The sequence below is a fragment of the Streptomyces sp. NPDC088707 genome (assembly GCF_044752725.1).
Lineage (GTDB): Bacteria > Actinomycetota > Actinomycetes > Streptomycetales > Streptomycetaceae > Streptomyces.
On record NZ_JBIVLV010000003.1, the window covers coordinates 563,954 to 584,384 of the forward strand.

General features: G+C 71.3%; 22 protein-coding genes and 1 tRNA gene. 9 read left to right on the forward strand and 14 right to left on the reverse strand.

Annotated features, from left to right (window positions below):
* Positions 1 to 13: 13 nt before the first annotated feature.
* The 4 genes from ACIP84_RS13370 to ACIP84_RS13385 all read left to right on the forward strand — a co-directional run bounded on the left by ACIP84_RS13370 (position 14) and on the right by ACIP84_RS13385 (position 5,909).
* Positions 14 to 1,297, forward strand: a complete 1,284-nt coding sequence (locus ACIP84_RS13370; RefSeq protein ID WP_401797897.1) for a glycosyltransferase — start codon at positions 14 to 16, stop codon at positions 1,295 to 1,297.
* Positions 1,294 to 3,441 carry an ArnT family glycosyltransferase gene (locus tag ACIP84_RS13375; RefSeq protein ID WP_401797899.1) on the forward strand — a complete coding sequence of 716 codons (2,148 nt, stop codon included), beginning with the start codon at positions 1,294 to 1,296 and terminating at the stop codon, positions 3,439 to 3,441. The genes ACIP84_RS13370 and ACIP84_RS13375 overlap by 4 nt, the downstream gene beginning before the upstream one ends.
* Before the next feature lie 75 nt (positions 3,442 to 3,516).
* Entirely contained in the window at positions 3,517 to 5,043 is a 1,527-nt protein-coding gene (locus tag ACIP84_RS13380; RefSeq protein ID WP_401797901.1) for an MFS transporter, read from the forward strand.
* 35 nt (positions 5,044 to 5,078) lie between these two features.
* Entirely contained in the window at positions 5,079 to 5,909 is an 831-nt protein-coding gene (locus tag ACIP84_RS13385; protein WP_401797903.1) for a TetR/AcrR family transcriptional regulator, read from the forward strand.
* Between the two features lie 81 nt (positions 5,910 to 5,990).
* Here the strand turns inward: ACIP84_RS13385 and ACIP84_RS13390 are convergent, their stop codons facing one another.
* Positions 5,991 to 7,622 carry an MDR family MFS transporter gene (locus tag ACIP84_RS13390; RefSeq protein WP_401797905.1) on the reverse strand — a complete coding sequence of 544 codons (1,632 nt, stop codon included), beginning with the start codon at positions 7,620 to 7,622 and terminating at the stop codon, positions 5,991 to 5,993.
* A 15-nt stretch (positions 7,623 to 7,637) separates the two neighbouring features.
* Positions 7,638 to 8,081 (reverse strand): MarR family transcriptional regulator, encoded by a 444-nt coding sequence (locus ACIP84_RS13395; RefSeq protein ID WP_355963329.1) that lies wholly within the window; start codon positions 8,079 to 8,081, stop codon positions 7,638 to 7,640.
* Positions 8,082 to 8,295: 214 nt separating this feature from the next.
* On the opposite strand from ACIP84_RS13395, the gene ACIP84_RS13400 reads away from it, so the two are divergent.
* On the forward strand, positions 8,296 to 8,526 hold the full coding sequence (locus ACIP84_RS13400; protein WP_401797907.1) for a hypothetical protein: 231 nt from the start codon (positions 8,296 to 8,298) through the stop codon (positions 8,524 to 8,526).
* Positions 8,527 to 8,672: 146 nt separating this feature from the next.
* On the opposite strand, the gene ACIP84_RS13405 is transcribed toward ACIP84_RS13400, so the two are convergent.
* On the reverse strand, positions 8,673 to 9,269 hold the full coding sequence (locus tag ACIP84_RS13405; protein WP_401797985.1) for a TetR family transcriptional regulator: 597 nt from the start codon (positions 9,267 to 9,269) through the stop codon (positions 8,673 to 8,675).
* Between the two features lie 206 nt (positions 9,270 to 9,475).
* Here ACIP84_RS13405 and ACIP84_RS13410 point away from each other — a divergent pair, with 206 nt between their 5' ends.
* Entirely contained in the window at positions 9,476 to 10,414 is a 939-nt protein-coding gene (locus ACIP84_RS13410) for an oxidoreductase (RefSeq protein WP_401797909.1), read from the forward strand.
* Here ACIP84_RS13410 and ACIP84_RS13415 read toward each other — a convergent pair.
* The 5 genes from ACIP84_RS13415 to ACIP84_RS13435 form a co-directional block, all read right to left on the reverse strand.
* Positions 10,401 to 11,255: a hypothetical protein gene (locus tag ACIP84_RS13415; RefSeq protein WP_401797911.1), complete on the reverse strand. Its 855-nt coding sequence runs from the start codon at positions 11,253 to 11,255 to the stop codon at positions 10,401 to 10,403. The genes ACIP84_RS13410 and ACIP84_RS13415 overlap by 14 nt on opposite strands.
* 50 nt (positions 11,256 to 11,305) lie before the next feature.
* Complete coding sequence (locus ACIP84_RS13420; RefSeq protein ID WP_401797913.1) at positions 11,306 to 12,211, reverse strand: RNA polymerase sigma factor SigF; 906 nt, start codon at positions 12,209 to 12,211, stop codon at positions 11,306 to 11,308.
* 235 nt (positions 12,212 to 12,446) lie between these two features.
* On the reverse strand, positions 12,447 to 13,292 hold the full coding sequence (locus ACIP84_RS13425; RefSeq protein WP_030318136.1) for an RNA polymerase sigma factor SigF: 846 nt from the start codon (positions 13,290 to 13,292) through the stop codon (positions 12,447 to 12,449).
* A 223-nt stretch (positions 13,293 to 13,515) separates the two neighbouring features.
* Entirely contained in the window at positions 13,516 to 13,809 is a 294-nt protein-coding gene (locus ACIP84_RS13430) for a Dabb family protein (RefSeq protein WP_355963198.1), read from the reverse strand.
* 9 nt (positions 13,810 to 13,818) lie between these two features.
* Positions 13,819 to 13,983 (reverse strand): hypothetical protein, encoded by a 165-nt coding sequence (locus ACIP84_RS13435; protein WP_319315040.1) that lies wholly within the window; start codon positions 13,981 to 13,983, stop codon positions 13,819 to 13,821.
* 832 nt (positions 13,984 to 14,815) lie between these two features.
* On the opposite strand from ACIP84_RS13435, the gene ACIP84_RS13440 reads away from it, so the two are divergent.
* Positions 14,816 to 14,980, forward strand: a complete 165-nt coding sequence (locus ACIP84_RS13440; protein ID WP_355963202.1) for a hypothetical protein — start codon at positions 14,816 to 14,818, stop codon at positions 14,978 to 14,980.
* Between the two features lie 232 nt (positions 14,981 to 15,212).
* Here the strand turns inward: ACIP84_RS13440 and ACIP84_RS13445 are convergent.
* The 4 genes from ACIP84_RS13445 to ACIP84_RS13460 all read right to left on the reverse strand — a co-directional run bounded on the left by ACIP84_RS13445 (position 15,213) and on the right by ACIP84_RS13460 (position 16,873).
* A tRNA-Ser gene (locus ACIP84_RS13445) sits at positions 15,213 to 15,300 on the reverse strand.
* Between the two features lie 55 nt (positions 15,301 to 15,355).
* Complete coding sequence (gene tadA / locus ACIP84_RS13450) at positions 15,356 to 15,784, reverse strand: tRNA adenosine(34) deaminase TadA (protein WP_401797986.1); 429 nt, start codon at positions 15,782 to 15,784, stop codon at positions 15,356 to 15,358.
* Between the two features lie 62 nt (positions 15,785 to 15,846).
* Positions 15,847 to 16,380: a hypothetical protein gene (locus ACIP84_RS13455; RefSeq protein ID WP_355963255.1), complete on the reverse strand. Its 534-nt coding sequence runs from the start codon at positions 16,378 to 16,380 to the stop codon at positions 15,847 to 15,849.
* A gap of 283 nt (positions 16,381 to 16,663) precedes the next feature.
* Positions 16,664 to 16,873, reverse strand: a complete 210-nt coding sequence (locus ACIP84_RS13460) for a hypothetical protein (RefSeq protein ID WP_355963258.1) — start codon at positions 16,871 to 16,873, stop codon at positions 16,664 to 16,666.
* 93 nt (positions 16,874 to 16,966) lie between these two features.
* Here ACIP84_RS13460 and upp point away from each other — a divergent pair, with 93 nt between their 5' ends.
* Positions 16,967 to 17,602: a uracil phosphoribosyltransferase gene (gene upp, locus ACIP84_RS13465; protein WP_150268034.1), complete on the forward strand. Its 636-nt coding sequence runs from the start codon at positions 16,967 to 16,969 to the stop codon at positions 17,600 to 17,602.
* Positions 17,603 to 17,691: 89 nt separating this feature from the next.
* Here the strand turns inward: upp and ACIP84_RS13470 are convergent, their stop codons facing one another.
* Together ACIP84_RS13470 and ACIP84_RS13475 are read right to left on the reverse strand one after the other, a co-directional pair.
* The gene (locus tag ACIP84_RS13470) at positions 17,692 to 18,321 is read right to left on the reverse strand and encodes a LytR C-terminal domain-containing protein (RefSeq protein WP_355963260.1); all 630 of its coding nucleotides are present in this window, start codon (positions 18,319 to 18,321) and stop codon (positions 17,692 to 17,694) included.
* A gap of 117 nt (positions 18,322 to 18,438) precedes the next feature.
* Positions 18,439 to 18,735, reverse strand: coding sequence for a type II toxin-antitoxin system VapB family antitoxin (locus tag ACIP84_RS13475; RefSeq protein WP_015034993.1), 297 nt, complete (start codon positions 18,733 to 18,735; stop codon positions 18,439 to 18,441).
* A gap of 96 nt (positions 18,736 to 18,831) precedes the next feature.
* Between ACIP84_RS13475 and ACIP84_RS13480 the strand changes: the two genes are divergently transcribed.
* On the forward strand, positions 18,832 to 20,415 hold the full coding sequence (locus ACIP84_RS13480) for a helicase HerA-like domain-containing protein (protein WP_401797915.1): 1,584 nt from the start codon (positions 18,832 to 18,834) through the stop codon (positions 20,413 to 20,415).
* The last annotated feature ends 16 nt before the right edge of the window (positions 20,416 to 20,431 follow it).

The following is a 20,431-nucleotide window of genomic DNA, read 5'->3' on the forward strand; positions in this document are numbered from 1 at the left end:
GAGGGTCGGTGGCATGCGAACCCCAACGATCGCGGGGCCCACGCCCGGAGCCCTCCCCGCCCGGGAACACCTGCCGGTGGACACGGCCGGACGGCCCGTCCTGGACGTGGTGATTCCCGTCTACAACGAGGAGAAGGACCTGGAGCCGTGCGTCCGCCGGCTCCACGAACACCTGCTCCGGACCTTCCCGTACGGCTTCCGCATCACCGTCGCCGACAACGCCTCCACCGACACCACCCCCGAGGTCGCCGCCGGGCTCGCCGCCGAGGTGCCCGAGGTGCGCTCCGTACGGCTGGAGCAGAAGGGGCGCGGCCGGGCGCTGCGGACGGTGTGGTCGGGCTCGGACGCGCCCGTCCTCGCCTATATGGACGTCGACCTGTCCACCGATCTGAACGCGCTGCTCCCGCTGGTCGCGCCGCTCATCTCCGGCCACTCCGACCTGGCGATCGGCTCCCGGCTCGCCCGCTCCTCGCGGGTGGTGCGCGGCCCGAAGCGGGAGTTCGTCTCCCGCGCGTACAACCTGATCCTCCGGGGCTCGCTCGCCGCCCGGTTCTCCGACGCGCAGTGCGGGTTCAAGGCGATCCGGCGCGAGGTCGCCGAGCGGCTGCTCCCGATGGTGGAGGACACCGGCTGGTTCTTCGACACCGAGCTGCTGGTCCTCGCCGAGCGGGCCGGGCTGCGCATCCACGAGGTGCCCGTCGACTGGGTCGACGACCCCGACTCCACCGTGCATATCGTGAGCACGGCCACCGACGACCTGAAGGGCGTCTGGCGGGTGGGCCGGGCTCTCGCGACGGGTTCGCTGCCGCTCGACCGGCTGGCCAGGCCCTTCGGGGACGATCCCCGGGACCGTGAACTCACCGGTGTGCCGGGCGGACTCGCCCGCCAGCTGGTCGGCTTCTGCGTGGTCGGGGCCCTGTCGACGCTCTTCTACGTCGCCCTGTACTCGCTCTTCCGGCTCGGCGTCGGCCCGCAGATCGCCAACGCCGCCGCGCTCCTCGTCTCCGCCGTCGCCAACACGGCGGCGAACCGGCGGCTCACCTTCGGGGTACGGGGCCGTGACCGGGCCGTCCGCCACCAGGCGCAGGGCCTCGTGGTCTTCGCCATCGGCCTGGCCCTGACCAGCGGTTCGCTGGCCGCTCTCGGCGCGGCGACCGGCGATCCCGCGCACTCCACCGAACTCGCCGTCCTGGTCGTCGCCAACCTGGCCGCGACCGTCCTGCGCTTCCTGCTCTTCCGGCTCTGGGTCTTCCCCGAGCGGTCCGCCTCAAGGAACGACCCAAGGAACGACCGATGACTTCGACCTCCCTGGCCACGCCGGACGGCGCGGCCCATGCCGCGCCGTCCCGCGGTGGCCCGCTCACCCGGCTGTGGCGCGGCCGTGCCGAGGACGCCCGCTGGGTCCGACCCGCGTTCCTCGGCCTGCTCGCCGTCACCGCCGTGCTCTATCTGTGGAACCTGAGCGCCTCCGGCTACGCCAACTCCTTCTACTCCGCCGCCGTCCAGGCGGGCGGCGAGAGCTGGAAGGCCTTCTTCTTCGGCTCGCTCGACGCGGCCAACGCCATCACCGTCGACAAGCCGCCGGCCGCCCTCTGGCCGATGGCCCTCTCCGTCCGGCTCTTCGGCCTCGGCTCCTGGCAGATCCTCGTGCCCGAGGTCCTCATGGGCGTGGCGACCGTCGCGGTGCTCTACGCGGCCGTACGGCGCAGGTTCGGCGCGGGCGCCGGCCTGATCGCGGGCGTCGTCCTGGCGCTCACGCCCGTGGCGGCGCTGATGTTCCGCTTCAACAACCCGGACGCGCTGCTCGCCCTGCTCATGACGGTGGCCGTGTACTGCGTGCTGCGCGCGCTCGAAACGGACCGGGGTGCGGCGAGGTGGCTCGTGTGGGCCGGGGTGGCCTTCGGGTTCGCGTTCCTCGCGAAGACCCTCCAGGCCTTCCTGATCCTGCCGCCGCTCGCCCTCGTCTACGGGGTGTGCGCGCCGGGCGGCCTCGGGCGCCGGATCGGCCGCCTCGCCCTCGCGGGGCTCGCGATGCTGGGGTCGGCGGGCTGGTGGGTGGCCCTGGTCGAGCTGTGGCCGGCGTCCTCCCGCCCGTACGTCGGAGGCTCGCAGAACAACAGCTTCCTGGAGCTCACCTTCGGCTACAACGGTCTCGGCCGCATCAACGGCGACGAGACCGGCAGCGTCGGCGGCGGCGGTGGCGGTGGTGGCATGGGGGGTGGCCGCTGGGGTGAGACCGGCATCGTCCGGATGTTCAACGACTCCGTCGGCGGCCAGATCTCCTGGCTCCTGCCGGCCGCGCTGATCCTGCTCGTCGCGGGGCTCGTCGTCACCCGGCGGGCGCCCAGGACGGACACGGCACGCTCGGCGTTCCTGGTGTGGGGCGGTTCGCTGCTGATCACGCTGGCCGTGTTCAGCTTCATGGCCGGCATCTTCCACGAGTACTACACGGTGGCCCTGGCCCCGTACCTCGCGGCGCTCGTCGGCATGGGCGCGGCCGTGCTCTGGGAGGAGCGCACGCGGCTGCTCGCCTCGGCGGCCCTCGCGGTGACGGTGGCGGTGACCGCCTGGTGGGGCTGGACCCTGCTCGGACGGACGCCGGACTGGCTGCCGTGGCTGCGCTGGACGGTCCTGGTCGCGGGCGCGGTGGCCGCGCTCGGGCTGCTGTTCGCGGGCCGGGTGGACCGGCGGCTCGGCCTCGGGGTCGCGGGCCTCGGCCTGGCGGCGGGACTCGCGGGTCCGTTCGCGTACACCCTTGCGACGGTGGCCGCCGGACACCAGGGCTCGATCGTCACGGCGGGCCCGGCGGGCGGCGCGATGGGTGGCCGGGGTCCCGGCGGCGGTGGCGGCATGCGGATGGTCGAGGGCGGCGGATTCCCCGGCGGCGGCCAGGGCGGCCAGATGCCGGGTGGTCAGGGCGGCCAGACCGGCGGTCAGTTGCCGAACGGCCCGGGCCGGCTGCCCCCCGGTGGCACCCCGCCGCAGGGGATGACCCGGGGCGAGGGCTTCGGAGGCGGTGGCGGCGGCATGGGCGGTCTGCTCAACGGCGCCGCCGTCGGTACGGAGGCGAAGGCGGCGCTCCTCAAGGACGCCGACGCCTACACCTGGGTCGCGGCCACGGTCGGCGCCCAGAACGCGGCCGGCTACCAGCTCGCCACCGGGAAGCCGGTCATGGCGATCGGCGGCTTCAACGGCAGCGACCCCTCCCCGACGCTCGCGCAGTTCAAGCAGTACGTCGCCGACGGAAGGATCCACTACTTCATCGGCAGCGGCGAGAGCGGCGGAACCGGTGAGGGCGGTGGTGGCCGCATGGGCGGCGGCGGTGGCCCCGGAGGCAACTCGGAGATCTCCGCCTGGGTGGCGGAGACCTTCGAGAAGGTCACGGTCGGCGATGCCACCTTTTACGACCTGACCGCCGAGGTGACCACGATAAGCGAATAAGCGCTATACAGCGTAAGAGACCCCTTGTACGGTGTACGAGACCTAGTCCCGTACACCGTACAAGGAGTCCTGCCCATGACGGCGACGACCGCCGCGACCGAACCGACCGCCACCGGCGGTCACCCCCAGCGCTGGCTGATCCTCGGCGTCATCTGCCTCGCCCAGCTCACCGTGCTGCTCGACAACACCGTCCTCAGCGTCGCCATCCCGTCGCTGACCTCCGAACTCCACGCGAGCACCACCGACATCCAGTGGATGATCAACGCGTACTCGCTCGTCCAGTCCGGCCTGCTGCTCAGCGCGGGCAACGCCGCCGACCGCTACGGACGCAAGAAGCTGCTCGCGATCGGACTCGCGCTCTTCGGCATCGGCTCGCTCGCCGCCGGAATCGCCGACTCCACCACGCAGCTGATCGCCGCCCGTGCCGGCATGGGCGTCGGCGGCGCGCTCCTCATGACCACCACCCTCGCGGTCGTCATGCAGATCTTCGACGACTCGGAGCGGGTCAAGGCCATCGCGCTCTGGTCCACCGTCGCCTCCCTCGGCTTCGCCGGCGGGCCGCTGATCGGCGGCGTGATCCTGAACCACTTCTCGTGGGGAATGATCTTCCTGATCAACATCCCGGTCGCCGTCGTGGCCCTGGCCGCCGTCCTCAAGCTCGTACCGGAGTCCAAGAACCCGCAGGGCGAGCGCCCCGACCTGCTCGGCGCGCTGCTCTCGACCAGCGGCATGACCGCCGTCGTGTACGCGATCATCAGCGGCCCCGAGCACGGCTGGGTCTCCGCCCAGGTGCTGGTCCCGGCCGCGATCGGGCTGCTGGGTCTCGGCGCGTTCGCGCTGTGGGAGCTGCACACCCCGTACCCGATGCTCGACATGCACTTCTTCCGGAACCAGAAGTTCGTCGGCGCCATCGGCGGCTCGATCCTGGTCGTCTTCGGCATGGGCGGCTCGCTCTTCCTGCTCACCCAGCACCTGCAGTTCGTGCTCGGCTACGAACCCCTTGACGCAGGTCTGCGGATGGCGCCGCTCGCGCTGACGATCGTCGGTCTCAACCTGACCGGCATCGGCCCGAAGATCGTCATGAAGCTGGGCACCCCGCCCACCGTGGTCCTCGGCATGACCCTGGTCGCCGGCGGCCTGACCTCGATCTCGCTGCTCGGCGGCGGCACCGACGGCAGCTACGCGGGCATGCTCCTCGGCCTGGTCCTGATGGGCGGCGGCATCGCCGTCTCGTCCCCCGCCATGGCCAACGCGATCATGAGCTCGATCCCGCCGGAGAAGGCGGGCGTGGGCGCCGGGATCAACGGCACCCTCGCCGAGTTCGGCAACGGCCTCGGCGTCGCCGTCCTCGGCGCCGTTCTCAACGCGCGCTTCGCCGCGCTCGTCGCCGTCACCGCGACCTCCCTTCCGGCCGCCCTGGCTTCAGCCGGCGGCGAGGCCGAGCGGCGGGAGATCGCGGACGCCTTCGCCTCCGGCCTCCAGACCAGCCAGCTGGTCGGAGCGATCGCCGTCTTCGCGGGCGGTCTGGTGGCGGCGGCCCTGCTCCGGCGGGCCGAGCGGACGGAGAAGGCTCTGACGCCCGAGCAGCCGATCGCTGCCTAGCATGGTCACGGAGAACTGACAGACGGAGGAACGCGATGGTCAAGGCAGCCGACCGGGCGAAGAACCCGGCGCGTTCCAGCGTCTGGCTGGAGACCCGGACCCCGCGGAGCGGCGGTGGTCCGGCCGGTCTCGACCGGGACCGGATCGTCGCCGCCGCGATCCGGATGCTCGACGAGGAGGGCCTGGCCAAGCTGTCGATGCGCAAGCTGGCGGCCGAGCTGAACGTCACCGCGATGTCCCTGTACTGGTACGTGGACACCAAGGACGACATCATCGAGTTCGCCATGGACAGCGTCTACGGCGAGTTCGACCTCGGGGCGGTGGAAGCCGCCGACGGCTGGCGGGACATGATCCGGGTGCTCGCCCTGGAATACCGCCGGATGCTGGTACGCCACCCGTGGATGTCTCCGAGTGCCGGGCAGTACCTGAACATCGGCCCGCACGCGATCGCCGTCGGCGCCAAGATCCAGGAGGCGATCGGCGACACCGGTCTGCCGATGGACCGTCAGCCCAGCGCGATGTCGGCGGTCTTCCAGTTCGTCTACGGCTACGGGACGATCGAGTCCCAGTTCGGGCGGCGTGCGGCGGAGGCCGGGATGTCGCAGGACGACTTCTACGCGGAGTCGATCAAGGCCTTCCGTGACGACCCGAGGTTCTTGAACACCCTCGAACCCATGGCGGAGATCCTCGACGAGCGGGCCTCCCACGGCAGCGTCACCCAGATCTGGGACCGGGACTTCGCCTACGCGCTGGACGTCCTGGTCGCCGGCATCGAGACGATGGTTTCCCGTGAAACCGAGGCCGGGGGGACCGAGGCCGGTGGGACCGAGGCCGGTGGAGCACAGGTCCCCGATAGCAGGAAATGACGGAGCGGCGGGCCGTCCCCTGCCCGCCGCTCCGTACTCGACCCGGCCGCGCCTCCGCTCGAAGCGCGGCCGGGAGTCTTTCTAGGCCTCCGCGGCGGTCTCCGCGGCCACCGGCTTCTCGTCGGTCTTCGCCGAGCCGCTCTTCAGGGCGACTTCCTTGATGAAGAGCGTCACCACGAAGGCCAGCAGCGCGAACGGCGCCGAGTAGAGGAAGACATCGCCGACGCCGTGTCCGTAGGCGCTCTCCATGACCGTGCGGATCGGGGCCGGCAGCTTGTCCATGTCGGGGATGCCACCGCCCGTCCCGCCCTGACCCATGGCGGCCGCGGCCTTCGGGCCGAGCTCGGCCAGGCCCTCCTTGACGTAGTCGGTGACCCGGTGGGCCATGACCGCGCCGAGCGCCGAGACACCGATCGCACCGCCCAGGGAGCGGAAGAAGGTGACGACGGAGGAGGCCGCGCCGAGGTCGGCGGGGGCCACCTGGTTCTGGGTGCAGAGCACCAGGTTCTGCATCATCATGCCGAGGCCGAGGCCGAGGACCGCCATGAACAGCGCGATGTGCCAGTACGTCGTGTCGTAGCGGATCGTGCCGAGCAGGCCGAGGCCGCCCGCGGCGAGGGCGCCGCCGCTGACCAGCCACGCCTTCCACCGGCCGGTCTTGGTGATGATCAGACCCGAGACGGTGGAGGAGACGAACAGGCCCGCGATCATCGGGATGGTGAGGACGCCGGACATCGTCGGCGACTCGTTCCGCGCCAGCTGGAAGTACTGGCTGAAGAAGACCGTGCCGGCGAACATCGCGACACCCACGAAGAGCGAGGCGAGCGAGGCCAGGGTGATCGTGCGGTTGCGGAAGAGGCGGAGCGGGATGATCGGCTCGCTCGCCTTCGACTCGACGAGCAGGAAGATCCCGCCGAGCGCGATCGCGCCGAGCACCATCACGGCCGTCTGCCAGGACATCCAGTCGTACTTGTCGCCCGCGAAGGTGACCCAGATGAGGAGCAGGGAGACCGCGGCGCTGATGAAGAAGGCGCCGGCCCAGTCGACCTTGACCTTGCGCTTCACGACGGGGAGCTTGAGGGTCTTCTGCAGGACGATCAGCGCGAAGATCGCGAAGGGCACGCCCACGTAGAAGCACCAGCGCCAGCCGAGCCAGTCGGTGTCGGTGATGACACCGCCGAGCAGCGGGCCGCCGACGGTGGCGACGGCGAAGGTCGCGCCGAGGTAGCCGCTGTACCGGCCGCGCTCACGCGGGGCGATCATCGCGGCCAGGATGATCTGTGAGAGGGCGGTCAGACCGCCGACGCCGATGCCCTGCACGACACGGCAGGCGATGAGCATGCCGGTGCTCTGCGAGAGACCGGCGACGACCGAGCCCGCCACGTAGATGATCAGGGCTATCTGGACGAGCAGCTTCTTGGAGAAGAGGTCCGCGAGCTTGCCCCAGAGCGGGGTGGTCGCGGTCATCGACAGGAGTGCGGCGGTGACCACCCAGGTGTAGGCGGACTGGCCGCCGCCCAGGTCGGTGATGATCTGGGGGAGGGCGTTGGAGACGATCGTCGAGGACAGGATGGCGACGAACATGCCGAGCAGCAGCCCGGACAGCGCCTCCATGATCTGCTTGTGGGTCATCGGGGCGCCGCCGGAGGCGGTGTCCCCCTGCTTGGCGCTCCCGCCGCTCACACCGGTCTCTGGTGTGGTGGTCGTAGCCATCAAGTTCCTTCGTTCTCAAGCGTGGTGGGCCCGGCAGTCCCCGAAGGAATCGCGGAGGCGGGCGAGCAGGGTGGTGAGCAGTTCGACGTCGTCGTCGGACCACTCCGCGAGGGTGCGGGCGAGCATGTCGGTCAGCCGTCGGTCGAGGACGGCGAGCATGTCTTCGCCCGCCCGGGTCAGGTGCAGGATCCGGGAGCGCCGGTCGGCGGGGTCGGGCAGGCGCTCGACCCAGCCGCGGTCCACGGTGTGGGCCACGTGACGGCTGCTGACCGACATGTCGACGGCCATCAGCTCGGACACCCGGCCCATCCGCATGTCGCCGTGGTGGTTGAGCAGGGCGAGGACGATGGCGGATCCGCCGGGGCACTCGGCGGGCAGGACCCGCGCGAGTCCGCGCTTCACCGCTCCGATGGCGCTCACCTGGCGGGCGAGGTTCTCGTAGCGGTTGCCCGGGTGCATCGAGCTGTCCATCGAGTCGTCCATCAGGCACTCCACAGATGTTGTTGCTTAGGGCAACCATAGAGATGGATGGTTGCTCCAGGCAAACTAAATCGGTCAAACGGCGCTAAAGAATAGGCAAAGGTGGAGCGGAGGTGTGGGTCGCGGACGGTTCCGCAGAGGTGGGGGTACGGGGCTTGGGCCCCTCACCCGTACTTCGCTAGGGTCCTGACCCATGGCACACAACCCCCAAGCACCGTACGGCCAGGGCCAGGGCCCCGAGGGCTCCTACGACCCCGCCGGCAACACCCAGATGTTCCGCGCCTTCGTCGACGAGGGCGCCCCCCAGCAGCGTCAGCCGCAGGCCGCGGCCACGTCGGGCGGCGGCCCGAAGGTCGGCCTGATCGTGGGCGTGGCCGCGGTGATCGTCGTCCTGGCGGCCGTCGCCTGGCTGGCCCTGCGCTGACCGACCCGTCCTTCGTCGAGCCCCGGGTGGGCCGGATCCGCGTCACGCGGGCCCGGCCCACCTTTCTTGCTCATGGGGTGACGGAGTGAGGGCGGGTGCGAGCACCGCTCATGGGGTGACGGAGTGAGGGCGCATGCGAGCGCCGCTCATGGGGTGACGGAGTCCAGGGCGGGTGCGAGCACCGCGAAGGCCTCCCCGATCAGGGCGCCGGGGTCCTCGGAGCTCCCCGCGTCCTCGCCCTCGCTCCACCGGTGCAGTACGGCGTCGAAGGCGGCGAGCGCCATGCCCGCGGCCAGCCGCGGGTAGAGGTCGGCACCGGCGTCGCGGCCGACTCGGGCCGCCAGCTCCTCCGTCAGGTCCTCCCGCCACCGCGCCTGGTGCTCCAGGAAGCGGGCGAGGAGGGCGGGGGTGCGCAGGATCAGCCGGACCACCGGCAGGGCCCGGTCGGCGTGGGCGTCGCAGATCGTCAGGGGTACCGAGACGGCGTGCAGGAGCGACTCGGAGGGGCGCTCCCCGGCGGGCCGGGCGGCGAGGCCCGCGCGCATGTCGGCGCCCATGTCGGCCAGGAACTGGACGACCACGTCCTCCTTGGACGCGAAGTAGCGGAAGAAGGTCCGCTTGGAGACCCCGGCCGCCGTCGCGATCTCGTCGACGGTGACGGCGTCGAAGCCCTTGAGGGCGAGCAACTGGAGGGCCGCCTCGGTGAGCTCGGTCGCGACGAGCTGACGCTTGCGCTGGGCCAGGCTGGCGGGAGCGGGGGCAGCGGTCCGGCCGGTACCGGTGCGGGCGGCGGGGGCGGGGCCGGCGGCGCGGCCGGTGCCGGAGTCGACTTCGGGGCGGGTGCTCACGGTCGGAATCGTAACGCGGTGCCCCCGACGGCACCAGGACGCCTCCATGACACCAACACCCATGCTTGACACTCGGTGACACAGGCGGCAGCGTGTGCCGCATGACCAAGAAGCAGCGCTGGACCGCCGACCGGATTCCGGACCAGACCGGGCGGCTCTTCGTCGTCACCGGGGCCAACAGCGGCCTCGGCCTCGCCACCACTCGTGAGCTCGCCCGCCGGGGCGGCCGTGTGATCCTCGCCGTACGGGACGAGGAGAGGGGCCGCCGTGCCGTGGACGAGCTCGTCGCGGCCGGGATCGCGCCGGGCCTGCTCGCCGTACGGCCGCTCGACCTCGCCGACCTCGACTCGGTGCGCGCCTTCGCCGGCCGGCTGCGCGAGGAGCACCCCCGGCTGGACGTCCTCGTCAACAACGCGGGAGTGATGGCGCCGCCCCGCACGCTGAGCCCCCAGGGCCACGAGGTCCAGTTCGCCGTCAACCACCTCGGCCACTTCGCGCTCACCGGGCTGCTGCTCGACCTGCTCGCCGCCGGACGGGACCCCCGGGTGGTCACGGTCAGCTCGATCAACCACCGCCAGGGCCGCCTCCGCCTCGACGACCTCACCGGCGCGCGCGGCTACGCGCCCATGGCCTTCTACAACCAGTCCAAGTTCGCCAACGCCGTCTTCGGGCAGGAACTGCACCGGCGCCTGAGCGCGTCCGGCAGCCCGGTCCGCAGCGTCCTCGCCCACCCCGGCTACACCGCGACCCGGCTCCAGACCCGGGACACCTCGGGCCTCGTGAAGCTGGTCTTCGGCCGCATCGGCAACCCGTTGCTCGCCCAGCGCCCCGAGCGGGGCGCGCTGCCGCAGCTGTACGCGGCGACCGAACCGGGTCTGGAGGGCGGAGAGTTCATCGGGCCCGACGGCATGGGCGAGCTGCGGGGCGCGCCGACCCGGGTACGTCCCTCCGCCGCGTCCGCCGACCCGGGGACGGGGCGGGAGCTGTGGGAGCGCTCGGAGGGCCTGACCGAGGTGAGGTTCCCCGTCACCGCCAGGTAGCGGAGACCTTCCGGGTGTCGATCCGCATCCCGAGCGGCACCCGCCAGGAGTCCACGCACACGGTGTACGTCTCCGTCCGCGCCGCCCCGGCGGCGATCGGTGCGGGCAGCGGCTGGGTGGACGTGAGTGTCGCCCAGTCGACCCCGAGGGCGCCGATGACGTGGGTGGCGAACGTGACCGTGCCCGAACGGGCCGCCGTCCCACCGCTGTTCCGGAAGGTGACCGTCACCTTCTCGCACCAGCGCCGGTCGCCGTCGGCCAGGACGGGCGCGGAGACGGTGACCACGGCGGGCCCTGGGGCGGGCGTCGGCGTGGGTGCCGTGGTCGTGGGGGGTGCCGGGGCGGTGGTGCCGGGCGCGGGCTTCGGGGGCGGGGCGGAGGGAGTACGGGGAGGGGTGCCGGCGCCGGGGCGCGTGGACGTACCACCGGAGCCGGAGCCGGAGCCGGAGCCCGTGTCCGAGCCGCCGGGCGAGGTCGTGCCCGACCCCGTACTCGATCCGGCGCCCGACCCCGTACTCGATCCGGTACTGGATCCGGAGGGCCCGGGTGTGCCCGGGCGTCTCGTGGCGCCGTCCGCCGGCGCCGTGGCCGACCCGCCCGGGTCCGTGCCTGGGACCGTGCGCGGTTCCGGTGACGGGGACGACGTGCTGGACGTGTCCCCGCTCGCGGGGCCGTCCAGGGGTACCAGGGTGACCGCGCCCGAGGGGACGCCCGCCGCTCCCGGGGAGGGGCCGGCGCCCACCGCCGCGTACCCCTCGCCGTCTCCTCCGCCGCCACAGGCGGTCAGCACCCCGCCGAGGCAGAGCGCGACCGCCACGAGTCCGGGCTTCCTTCGCCTCATGGCCGCCAGTCTGTCTGACGAACCGTCAACAAGGGAGCCCTTCGCGGAACTCAGTCGGCGATGAGGCCGTCGCGCAGCTGGGCCAGGGTGCGGGTGAGCAGCCGCGAGACGTGCATCTGCGAGATGCCGACCTCCTCGCCGATCTGCGACTGGGTCATGTTGGCGAAGAAGCGCAGCATGATGATCTGCCGCTCCCGGGGCGGGAGTTTGGCGAGCAGCGGCTTGAGCGACTCGCGGTACTCGACGCCTTCGAGCGCCGTGTCCTCGTAGCCGAGGCGGTCGGCGAGGGAGCCCTCGCCGCCGTCGTCCTCGGGCGAGGGGGAGTCGAGCGAGGACGCGGTGTAGGCGTTGCCCACGGCGAGGCCGTCGACGACGTCCTCCTCCGACACCCCCAGCACGGCGGCGAGTTCGGGCACGGTGGGGGAGCGGTCGAGCTTCTGCGCGAGCTCGTCGCTGGCCTTGGTGAGGGCGAGGCGCAGCTCCTGGAGCCGGCGCGGGACGCGGACCGACCAGGAGGTGTCGCGGAAGAAGCGCTTGATCTCACCGACGACCGTCGGCATCGCGAACGTCGGGAACTCCACGCCCCGTTCGCAGTCGAAGCGGTCGATCGCCTTGATGAGGCCGATGGTGCCGACCTGGACGATGTCCTCCATCGGCTCGTTGCGGGAGCGGAAACGGGCCGCTGCGTACCGCACGAGGGGGAGGTTGAGCTCGATGAGCGTGTCGCGGACGTAGGTCCGCTCCGGGCTGTCCGCGACGGCGCCCTCGGTGTCGAGGGCGCGCAGCCTCAGGAAGAGGGAGCGCGAGAGGGTGCGGGTGTCGAGGGCTCCCGACGTCACGGCCATCGGCGGAGGCGTGGCCTCGGCGCTGTCGGTCGCGGTCGGCGCCGTCGTCTGCGTGGGCACGGGAACGGGCGTGAGCGTGAGCACCTTCGAGCTGCCCAGTTCTGTGGACATGCCACCCCCTTGAGGTCGCGGACGGTCGCGGTGGCCGCGACCATCTGAGGAACGCAGCCACCACCTGAATACCGGCGGCGGGGCTGCGGCAAACTCGGTTCCAGCAGAATGTCACATGTCGGCAACACGCTGTAGTGACTTGTCGACAAGCCGAGGGCGCATATCCGCAGGAAACAAGGGGTGTACGGCATTTGGGGCGCCGCAGAACTGCTCCGAACCGGTCTACCCGATTCAGCTACGCCTCGATTCTGTTTGCGGATCTCAAACGCGCGAAGCTGCGGGCGAGGAGCCTTGACACATGCATCTGGGAGACACCGAGTTCCTGGCTGATCTGGGACTGCGTCAGATTGCTGTAGTAGCGCAGCATCAGGATCCGCTGCTCCCGCTCGGGCAGCTGGACGAGCAGGTGCCGGACGAGGTCGCGGTGCTCGACGCCGGCCAGCGCGGGGTCCTCGTAGCCGAGCCGGTCGAGGAGGCCGGGCAGCCCGTCGCCCTCCTGTGCGGCCTCCAGGGAGGTCGCGTGGTACGAGCGGCCGGCCTCGATGCAGGCGAGCACCTCGTCCTCGCCGATCCGCAGCCGCTCGGCGATCTCGGCGGTCGTGGGGGAGCGGCCGTGGGCGGTCGTGAGGTCCTCGGTGGCGCCGTTCACCTGGACCCAGAGCTCGTGCAGGCGGCGGGGCACGTGCACGGTGCGGACGTTGTCGCGGAAGTACCGCTTGATCTCTCCGACGACGGTCGGCATGGCGAACGTCGGGAACTGGACACCGCGGTCGGGGTCGAAGCGGTCGATGGCGTTGATGAGGCCGATGGTGCCGACCTGGACGACGTCCTCCATCGGCTCGTTGCGGGAGCGGAAGCGCGCCGCCGCGTACCGCACGAGCGGCAGGTTCGCCTCGATGAGGGCCCCGCGCACCCGGTGGTGCTCCGGAGTGCCCGGTTCCAGGTTCTTGAGCTGCCCGAAGAGCACCTGGGTGAGGGCGCGGGTGTCCGCGCCACGGGTGCTCTGGGGCCGGGGGCGGGGGGTCTCCGCGCCACCCGCCTCGTGCTGGGGCGGGACCTGAGGCGCTGTACTGGCCGGCACGTTCACGCCACCCCTTTGGCTGGTCTTGCTGGTCGACTGGGTCAACTACGGTCAACTCATCCGTCAAAAGCGGTCATAGCATCACAAGACATGTCCACTGTGTGCAAGCACCGCATAGTGACGTGTTGAGGGCATACTGACGGAAAAAGGGGAGGTCACGCGTGGAATCAGACACGGAAAAGCCCCCCACCTCGACGGCGGGGGGCCTGGTGTCGACCGGGGACTAGAACGCGTAGTCCGCGATCACCCAGGTGGCGAACTCGCGCCACTGGGCGACACCCGCCTGGTGCGCGGGGTGGTCCAGGTAGCGCTGGAGCGCGTCGGTGTCCTCGACGGCCGAGTTGATGGCGAAGTCGTACGCGATCGGCCGGTCCGTGATGTTCCAGTCGCACTCCCAGAAGCGCAGCTCCGGGATCTGGTCGCCGAGGGCGCGGAACGCGTCCACACCGGCGACGACGCGCGGCTCGTCGCGCGCGACACCGTCGTTGAGCTTGAAGAGGACCAGATGGCGGATCACGAAGGGCTCCTAGTTGATGAGTTCGGTCATGAACTCGCCGACACCCTGGGCGGCGCTGGAAATGCCCTCGAACCCTACCTGTACGAGATCGGCGGCCCTGGCAGGGGACGTGATGATCGTGTACAGCACAAAGACCGCGACCGCGTAGAGCGCGACCTTCTTCGCCTGCGCCATTGCCAGCCCTCCCCTGTTCCCCCGCCTGTTCCCCCGCCGTACGACCGCGCCACTCTAACCGAGGCTTTATGGACCAAGGGCCCGTTGATCGAGGCCTTTCGCCGCCCCCCGGAAGGGTGACGGCGGAGCAGGATGGATGTCGAGCCCGGAGGATCTGGCAGGAATCGGAAGGGCTCCTGGAACCGGCCCGCACTGCGGGGTCCGCGCCGCGAGCTTCCCCCTGACTGCGGCGCGGGCTTGTAGGACCGGTTCTCATCGGGGGGAGCGGCTTGTCCCCCCGATGCCGCTCCCCCCGTCCTTGCTTCCGCCCGGACCTCCCCCGACGCGCTTCCGAGGTGTTCACGGCATTACGGGGAATGCGGCGCGGACCGCTGCCGAAGGCAATGTCGTGGACGTCGTAGGCGCTTTCGGGGCCTGCGTGCAGCCCTCGGTGAATTGCACCGGCGGATACGAGGGCATCCGGAATCCCGTGCGGCGACGGCACGGGATCGGGCCGATTCCGGACCGGACCCTCGTGTATTCCGAAGGGATGGCGCCCCGCCCTGGGTTGCTTCGTGAGCCCGTCCGTATGCGCCGCCCCGAGCGCGGCTCGCAGCCGCAGGGCGGTTCGCCGGCCCCACCGGTCAGGGGCCTCTGTGGCGTCGAGGGGACGATCCCACCCGGCTGCCGTTCCCGGTCTCCGGGCCATCGGCCCGCCCGGGCAGTCGGTTTTCGGCCCGGCCTTCGCAATTCGGCCATCGGCTCGGGCGGCGAGCACACCATATGACGTACCGTGGAGACGAGTTGGCGGTTTCTTTACCGAGCGCAGGCATACCCCAGGGGGATCACCGGTATGAAGCGAATTTTCGGCCTCGCGGCAATCATCGCGGGTGGCGTGCTCGCCCTGTTCTTCCCGGATCTCGAATTCGGCTGGTTCAGGGGGCGACCGTTGGGAATCGTCCTGGTCGTCATCGGCGGCATCGAACTCCTGGAGAGTGCGCGGGGCCGCAGGTCGTAGGGTCCCCCGCCGAGCACGAGGTGGCCCAGCGAGACGAGGGCGAGACAGCCGAGGACGTGGTCGAGCCGCAGCCCCGACGGCATGAGCGGGAACCTGGCCCGGCCGTCCTCGAAGCGCGCGGCGCCTGGCGACTCCGCCTGACGGAGGGCCAGGGGCCCCCTCCCGACCCGTCGGGAGGCAGCAAAGAAGAACCCCCTCCGATCCGTTTCCACGGATCGGAGGGGGTTCTTGCTGGCGGTAGCGGAGGGATTTGAACCCTCGGTGAGTTTCCCCACACTCGCTTTCGAGGCGAGCTCCTTCGGCCGCTCGGACACGCTACCGAGAGAGAGCTTAGCCGAAAGTCGCGCTGCGATGAAATCCGTATCCCGTGCCAGGTCAGAGGGTGCGGAAGAAGGCCGTGAGCTGCTCCGCGCACTCCTCGCCGAGCACGCCCTGGACGACCTCGGGCCGGTGGTTGAGCCGGCGGTCCCGTACGAGGTCCCAGAGCGAACCCGCCGCCCCCGCCTTCTCGTCCGGCGCGCCGAACACCACCCGCTCGACCCGCGACTGGACGAGTGCCCCCGCGCACATCACGCACGGCTCCAGGGTCACGACCAGCGTGCAGCCCGTCAGCCGCCACTCCCCGGTCGCCGCGGCCGCCCGGCGCAGAGCGAGCACCTCGGCGTGCGCGGTGGGGTCGCCGGTCGCCTCACGCTCGTTGTGCCCGCGGGCGAGCACGGCACCGCCGGGGCCGAGCACGACCGCGCCGACCGGTACGTCACCGGCCGGTACGGCCGCGTCGGCCTCGGTGAGGGCGAGCCGCATGGCGTCCCGCCAGGGGTCCCGAACGGGGTCGGGTACGGGTACGACAGGTACAGCGCGTGCCACTAGCGGACGGCCTCCAGGACCTCGGCGGCCCCCAGCGCGTCCGCGATCTCCGCGAGCGCGTCGCTGTCGAGCGCCAGCAGATCCGCCGGGGACATGCCGAGGTCCGCGAGGATCAGCCGGTCGCCGACCGGAGCGGCCGGCACGGCCTCGGCCGCGACGCTCGTCTCCTCGTCGTCGTCCGTGTCGCCGTCGAGCGGCTCCCCGTCCTCCGTACCGTCCAGGTCCAGCGATTCGAGCTCGTCGACGATGTCGTCCAGGTCGTCGCCGAGGATCTCCCGGGTGAGGATCTCCCCGTACGAGGAACGGGCGGCGGCGGCGCCGTCCGAGACGTAGACGCGAGGGTCTTCCTCACCCTCGATCCGTACGATCCCGAACCACGCGTCCTCCTGCTCGATGAAGACGATCACCGTGTCGTCGTCCGAGGCCTCGCGGGCGAGCTCGGTCAGATCCGACAGGGTCTCCACGTCGTCGAGCTCCGTGTCGCTCGCTTCCCACCCGTCTTCGGTGCGCGCGAGCAGTGCGGCGAAGTACACCTGACTCTCTCCCACTGATCAGAGGTGTGACGATCCGGCGGCGCGCTCCTGATGCCCCGCCCAATCGGCATCGTGACAGATACGACGCCCACAGGAGAGGTCTTCGGCTCTTGCGTCGTGCATCAGTCTGAACGACCCCGCGATCGGGCGGGCGTGCGACCCCGGCGCACGCAGGGGGCGCACGGGGGGACGGGACGGGGGCGCGGCCGGGGGCGGAGCGGGCGGGAGCCGGCGGATTCCCGACGGGCCTCCGCGGGCTCCCGACGGGTCTCCGGCGGGCTCCTCACCAGCGGAAGGTGCGCATGCGCATGGCCTGGCGCATCCGGGCCGCACGCGCGCGGCGTGGCTGGACGCGCTCGCGCAGCGCCTTCGCCTCGCCGAGTTCACGCAGGAACTGGGCGCGGCGCCTGCGGCGCTCCGCGTCGGTCTCCGGTGCCGGTCGCCGGGCCGCCCTCTCGGCGGCGCCGTCGGCCGGTTCTTCCAGGTCGGGCATCGGCCACTCCACCCCATCGCTGGGTCCCCGTGCCACCCACCTTCCCCCAGTGGCGTGGGTCGATGCCAGTGCGGGGCGGGCTACTGTTGAGTCATGCGTCTCCACGTCGTCGATCACCCGCTGGTCGCCCACAAGCTCACCACGCTGCGCGACAAGCGCACGGATTCCGCGACCTTCCGTCGGCTCGCCGACGAGCTGGTCACCCTGCTCGCCTACGAGGCCACCAGGGACGTCCGGACCGAGCAGGTCGACATCGAGACCCCCGTCACGCCCACGACCGGCGTGAAGCTGTCGTACCCGCGTCCGCTGGTGGTCCCGATCCTGCGCGCCGGGCTCGGCATGCTCGACGGCATGGTCCGGCTGCTCCCGACCGCCGAGGTCGGCTTCCTGGGCATGATCCGCAACGAGGAGACGCTGGAGGCGTCGACCTACGCCACGCGCATGCCGGAGGACCTCTCGGGCCGCCAGGTGTACGTCCTCGACCCGATGCTGGCGACCGGCGGCACGCTCGTCGCGGCCATTCAGGAGCTCATCAAGCGCGGCGCCGACGACGTGACCGCGGTCGTGCTCCTCGCCGCCCCGGAGGGCGTCGAGATCATGGAGCGCGAGCTGGCGGGCACCCCCGTCACCGTCGTGACGGCCTCGGTCGACGAGCGTCTCAACGAGAACGGCTACATCGTTCCGGGCCTGGGCGACGCGGGCGACCGCATGTACGGCTCCGCCGAATAAGCGGGCTGTCGGCTCCGCCGAATAAGCGGGCTGTCGGCTCCGCCGAACAGCCCCCAGCTGCCACAGCAACCGCCGCAGCAGCCGCTACGTCAGCACTTTCCGGTCGGTACGGGCGCGGGCTTGGTCAGGGCGACCAGGGCCGCGTCCGCCGTCTTCTTCGGGGCCAGGTTCTTGAAGGCGGTCCCGATGATCAGGTCCACGTCCGCCGTGCCCCGGGTGTCCGTCTTCGTCGTGGCGCCCGCGAGCTGGGTGCCGAGGACCGGGAAGACGCCCTTGGTGGCGGTGGTGGCGCCGAGGATCAGACCGGCGCCGGGGACCTTCTTGTCGTAGGCGGCGGGTGCGTTCCCCACCTTGCCGATCTTGAAGCCGCGCTTCTTGAGTTCGTCCGCGGTCGTCTTGGCGAGCCCGCTGCGCGGGGTCGCGTTGTAGACGTTGACCGTGATCTGGGCGGGCTTGGGGAGAGCGGCCGCGGGCGGGGCCGTCGCCCGGGCGACGGGTTTGCAGTCGGCCTGTTTCCCGGCGGTCGCCTTGGTGCCCGCGTCGCCGGAGAAGACGTCGACGAGCTGGAGCGTGCCCCAGCCGGCCGCGCCGAGCACGACCACGGCGGCGGCGGACGCGAGGATGATCCTGCGCCGGCGGTGGGGGCGGCGCATGCGCGGGTAGACGTCCCCCGTGATGCGGTACTTTCCGCCCATTCCGGGGGGAGTGAGCATGCTCATGAGCGCAGCGTAATGCCGCCCGTCGGCGATGCCTACTTGATGATCATGTGATCGCGTCCGGATGGGGGCGAACTGACCCCGAAAGGGTCAGTGCGTGCGGGGCCGGTCGGCGCCGGCTCAGTCCATTTCCAGGACGCGGGCGTGCAGCACCTGGCGCTGCTGGAGCGCCGCGCGGACGGCGCGGTGCAGTCCGTCCTCGAGGTAGAGATCGCCCTGCCACTTCACGACGTGCGCGAAGAGGTCGCCGTAGAACGTGGAGTCCTCGGCGAGCAGCGTCTCCAGGTCCAGCTGGCCCTTGGTGGTGACCAGCTGATCGAGGCGGACCGGGCGCGGGGCGACGTCCGCCCACTGCCGGGTGCTTTCCCGGCCGTGGTCGGGATACGGCTTTCCGTTTCCGATGCGCTTGAAGATCACACGGAAAGCCTACCGGGCGAGCGGCTCCCGGCGCAGCCATGCACGGGCAGTGGGATGCTGGTGCGAACCATGACAAACCGGAATTGGGGTGCCGTGATGAGCGTGAGCGAGGAGCCACCGGCCGCGCTGGGCGGCCCTGCCGCCGAGATCGCCGCCGGGTACGCCTTCGAGGGCGCGGCACTCGATCTGGGGGCACTGCTCTGGGACGGCGCATGTCACCCGGACGCGCAGATCCGCATCCCGCTGCCCGTGCTCAACCGGCACGGACTGGTCGCCGGCGCGACCGGCACCGGCAAGACGAAGACGCTCCAGCTGATCGCCGAGCAGCTCTCGGCGAACGGCGTGCCGGTCTTCCTCGCCGACATCAAGGGCGACGTCTCCGGCGTCTCCGCCCCCGGCGAGGACGGCGAGAAGGTCCGGGAGCGGGCCGCCCAGGTCGGCCAGGAGTGGCGGGCGACGGGCTTCCCCTGCGAGTTCTACGGGCTCGGCGGGACCGGCCCAGGCATCCCGGTGCGCGCCACCGTGACCAGCTTCGGCCCCGTACTGCTGTCGAAGGTGCTCCAGCTCAACCAGACGCAGGAGCAGTCACTCGGCCTGATCTTCCACTACGCCGACTCCAAGGGTCTGGAGCTGGTGGACCTCAAGGACCTCCGGGCGGTGGTGGCGTTCCTGGTGTCGGACACCGGGAAGGCCGAGCTCAAGGGGATCGGCGGGCTGTCCACGGTGACGGCGGGGGTGATCCTGCGGTCGATCACGGCCTTCGAGCAGCAGGGCGCGGGCGGGTTCTTCGGGGAGCCGGAGTTCGACACCAGCGAGTTCCTGCGGACGGCGGCGGACGGGCGCGGGATCGTCTCGGTCCTGGAGCTGCCGTCGGTGCAGGACAAGCCGCAGCTGTTCTCGACGTTCCTGATGTGGATGCTGGCGGACCTCTTCAACGACCTGCCGGAGGTCGGCGATCTGGAGAAGCCGAAGCTGGTCTTCTTCTTCGACGAGGCGCATCTGCTGTTCAAGGGCGCGTCGAAGGCGTTCCTGGAGTCGATCACCCAGACCGTGCGGCTGATCCGCTCGAAGGGCATCGGCGTGTTCTTCGTGACGCAGACGCCGAAGGACGTGCCGTCGGACGCGCTCGCGCAGCTCGGCAACCGGGTGCAGCACGCGCTGCGCGCCTTCACCCCGGACGACGCGAAGGCCCTGAAGGCGACGGTACGGACGTTCCCGAACTCGCCGTACGACCTGGAGGAGGTCCTCACGGGCCTCGGCACGGGCGAGGCGGTGATCACCGTGCTCAGCGAGAAGGGCGCCCCGACCCCGGTCGCGGCGACCCGGCTGCGGGCGCCGGAGTCGCTGATGGGCCCGGTCGACGCGGCCGCCCTGGACGCGGCGGTGAAGGGCTCGCCGCTCTACGGGCGGTACGCGGAGGCGGTGGACCGCGAGTCGGCGTACGAGAAGCTGACGGCCGAGCAGCAGGCGGCGGAGGCGGCGGCGCTGGAGGCGGCGGCCGCCAAGGAGGCGGAGAAGGAGCGGAAGCAGGGGGGAGGGAGGGCTCCGAAGCCGGAGCCCTCCCTCGCCGAACAGGTGGTGGGCAGTGGGATCTTCACGTCCCTCGCGCGGTCGATCGGCAGCCAGTTGGGCCGGGAGATCAGCCGCTCGGTCTTCGGCACCGCCCGCCGCAGGAGGTAGCGGGACCCGCTCGGCT

Bases quoted from the DNA above. Each gene is read 5' to 3' on its own strand.
- ACIP84_RS13370 (WP_401797897.1), top strand. From the start codon at position 14: ATGCGAACCCCAACGATCGCGGGGCCCACGCCCGGAGCCCTCCCCGCC.
- ACIP84_RS13375 (WP_401797899.1), top strand. From the start codon at position 1,294: ATGACTTCGACCTCCCTGGCCACGCCGGACGGCGCGGCCCATGCCGCG.
- ACIP84_RS13380 (WP_401797901.1), top strand. From the start codon at position 3,517: ATGACGGCGACGACCGCCGCGACCGAACCGACCGCCACCGGCGGTCAC.
- ACIP84_RS13385 (WP_401797903.1), top strand. From the start codon at position 5,079: ATGGTCAAGGCAGCCGACCGGGCGAAGAACCCGGCGCGTTCCAGCGTC.
- ACIP84_RS13390 (WP_401797905.1), bottom strand. From the start codon at position 7,622: ATGGCTACGACCACCACACCAGAGACCGGTGTGAGCGGCGGGAGCGCC.
- ACIP84_RS13395 (WP_355963329.1), bottom strand. From the start codon at position 8,081: ATGCACCCGGGCAACCGCTACGAGAACCTCGCCCGCCAGGTGAGCGCC.
- ACIP84_RS13400 (WP_401797907.1), top strand. From the start codon at position 8,296: ATGGCACACAACCCCCAAGCACCGTACGGCCAGGGCCAGGGCCCCGAG.
- ACIP84_RS13410 (WP_401797909.1), top strand. From the start codon at position 9,476: ATGACCAAGAAGCAGCGCTGGACCGCCGACCGGATTCCGGACCAGACC.
- ACIP84_RS13415 (WP_401797911.1), bottom strand. From the start codon at position 11,255: ATGAGGCGAAGGAAGCCCGGACTCGTGGCGGTCGCGCTCTGCCTCGGC.
- ACIP84_RS13420 (WP_401797913.1), bottom strand. From the start codon at position 12,211: ATGTCCACAGAACTGGGCAGCTCGAAGGTGCTCACGCTCACGCCCGTT.
- ACIP84_RS13435 (WP_319315040.1), bottom strand. From the start codon at position 13,983: ATGGCGCAGGCGAAGAAGGTCGCGCTCTACGCGGTCGCGGTCTTTGTG.
- ACIP84_RS13440 (WP_355963202.1), top strand. From the start codon at position 14,816: ATGAAGCGAATTTTCGGCCTCGCGGCAATCATCGCGGGTGGCGTGCTC.
- tadA (WP_401797986.1), bottom strand. From the start codon at position 15,784: ATGCGGCTCGCCCTCACCGAGGCCGACGCGGCCGTACCGGCCGGTGAC.
- ACIP84_RS13460 (WP_355963258.1), bottom strand. From the start codon at position 16,873: ATGCCCGACCTGGAAGAACCGGCCGACGGCGCCGCCGAGAGGGCGGCC.
- upp (WP_150268034.1), top strand. From the start codon at position 16,967: ATGCGTCTCCACGTCGTCGATCACCCGCTGGTCGCCCACAAGCTCACC.
- ACIP84_RS13470 (WP_355963260.1), bottom strand. From the start codon at position 18,321: ATGAGCATGCTCACTCCCCCCGGAATGGGCGGAAAGTACCGCATCACG.
- ACIP84_RS13480 (WP_401797915.1), top strand. From the start codon at position 18,832: ATGAGCGTGAGCGAGGAGCCACCGGCCGCGCTGGGCGGCCCTGCCGCC.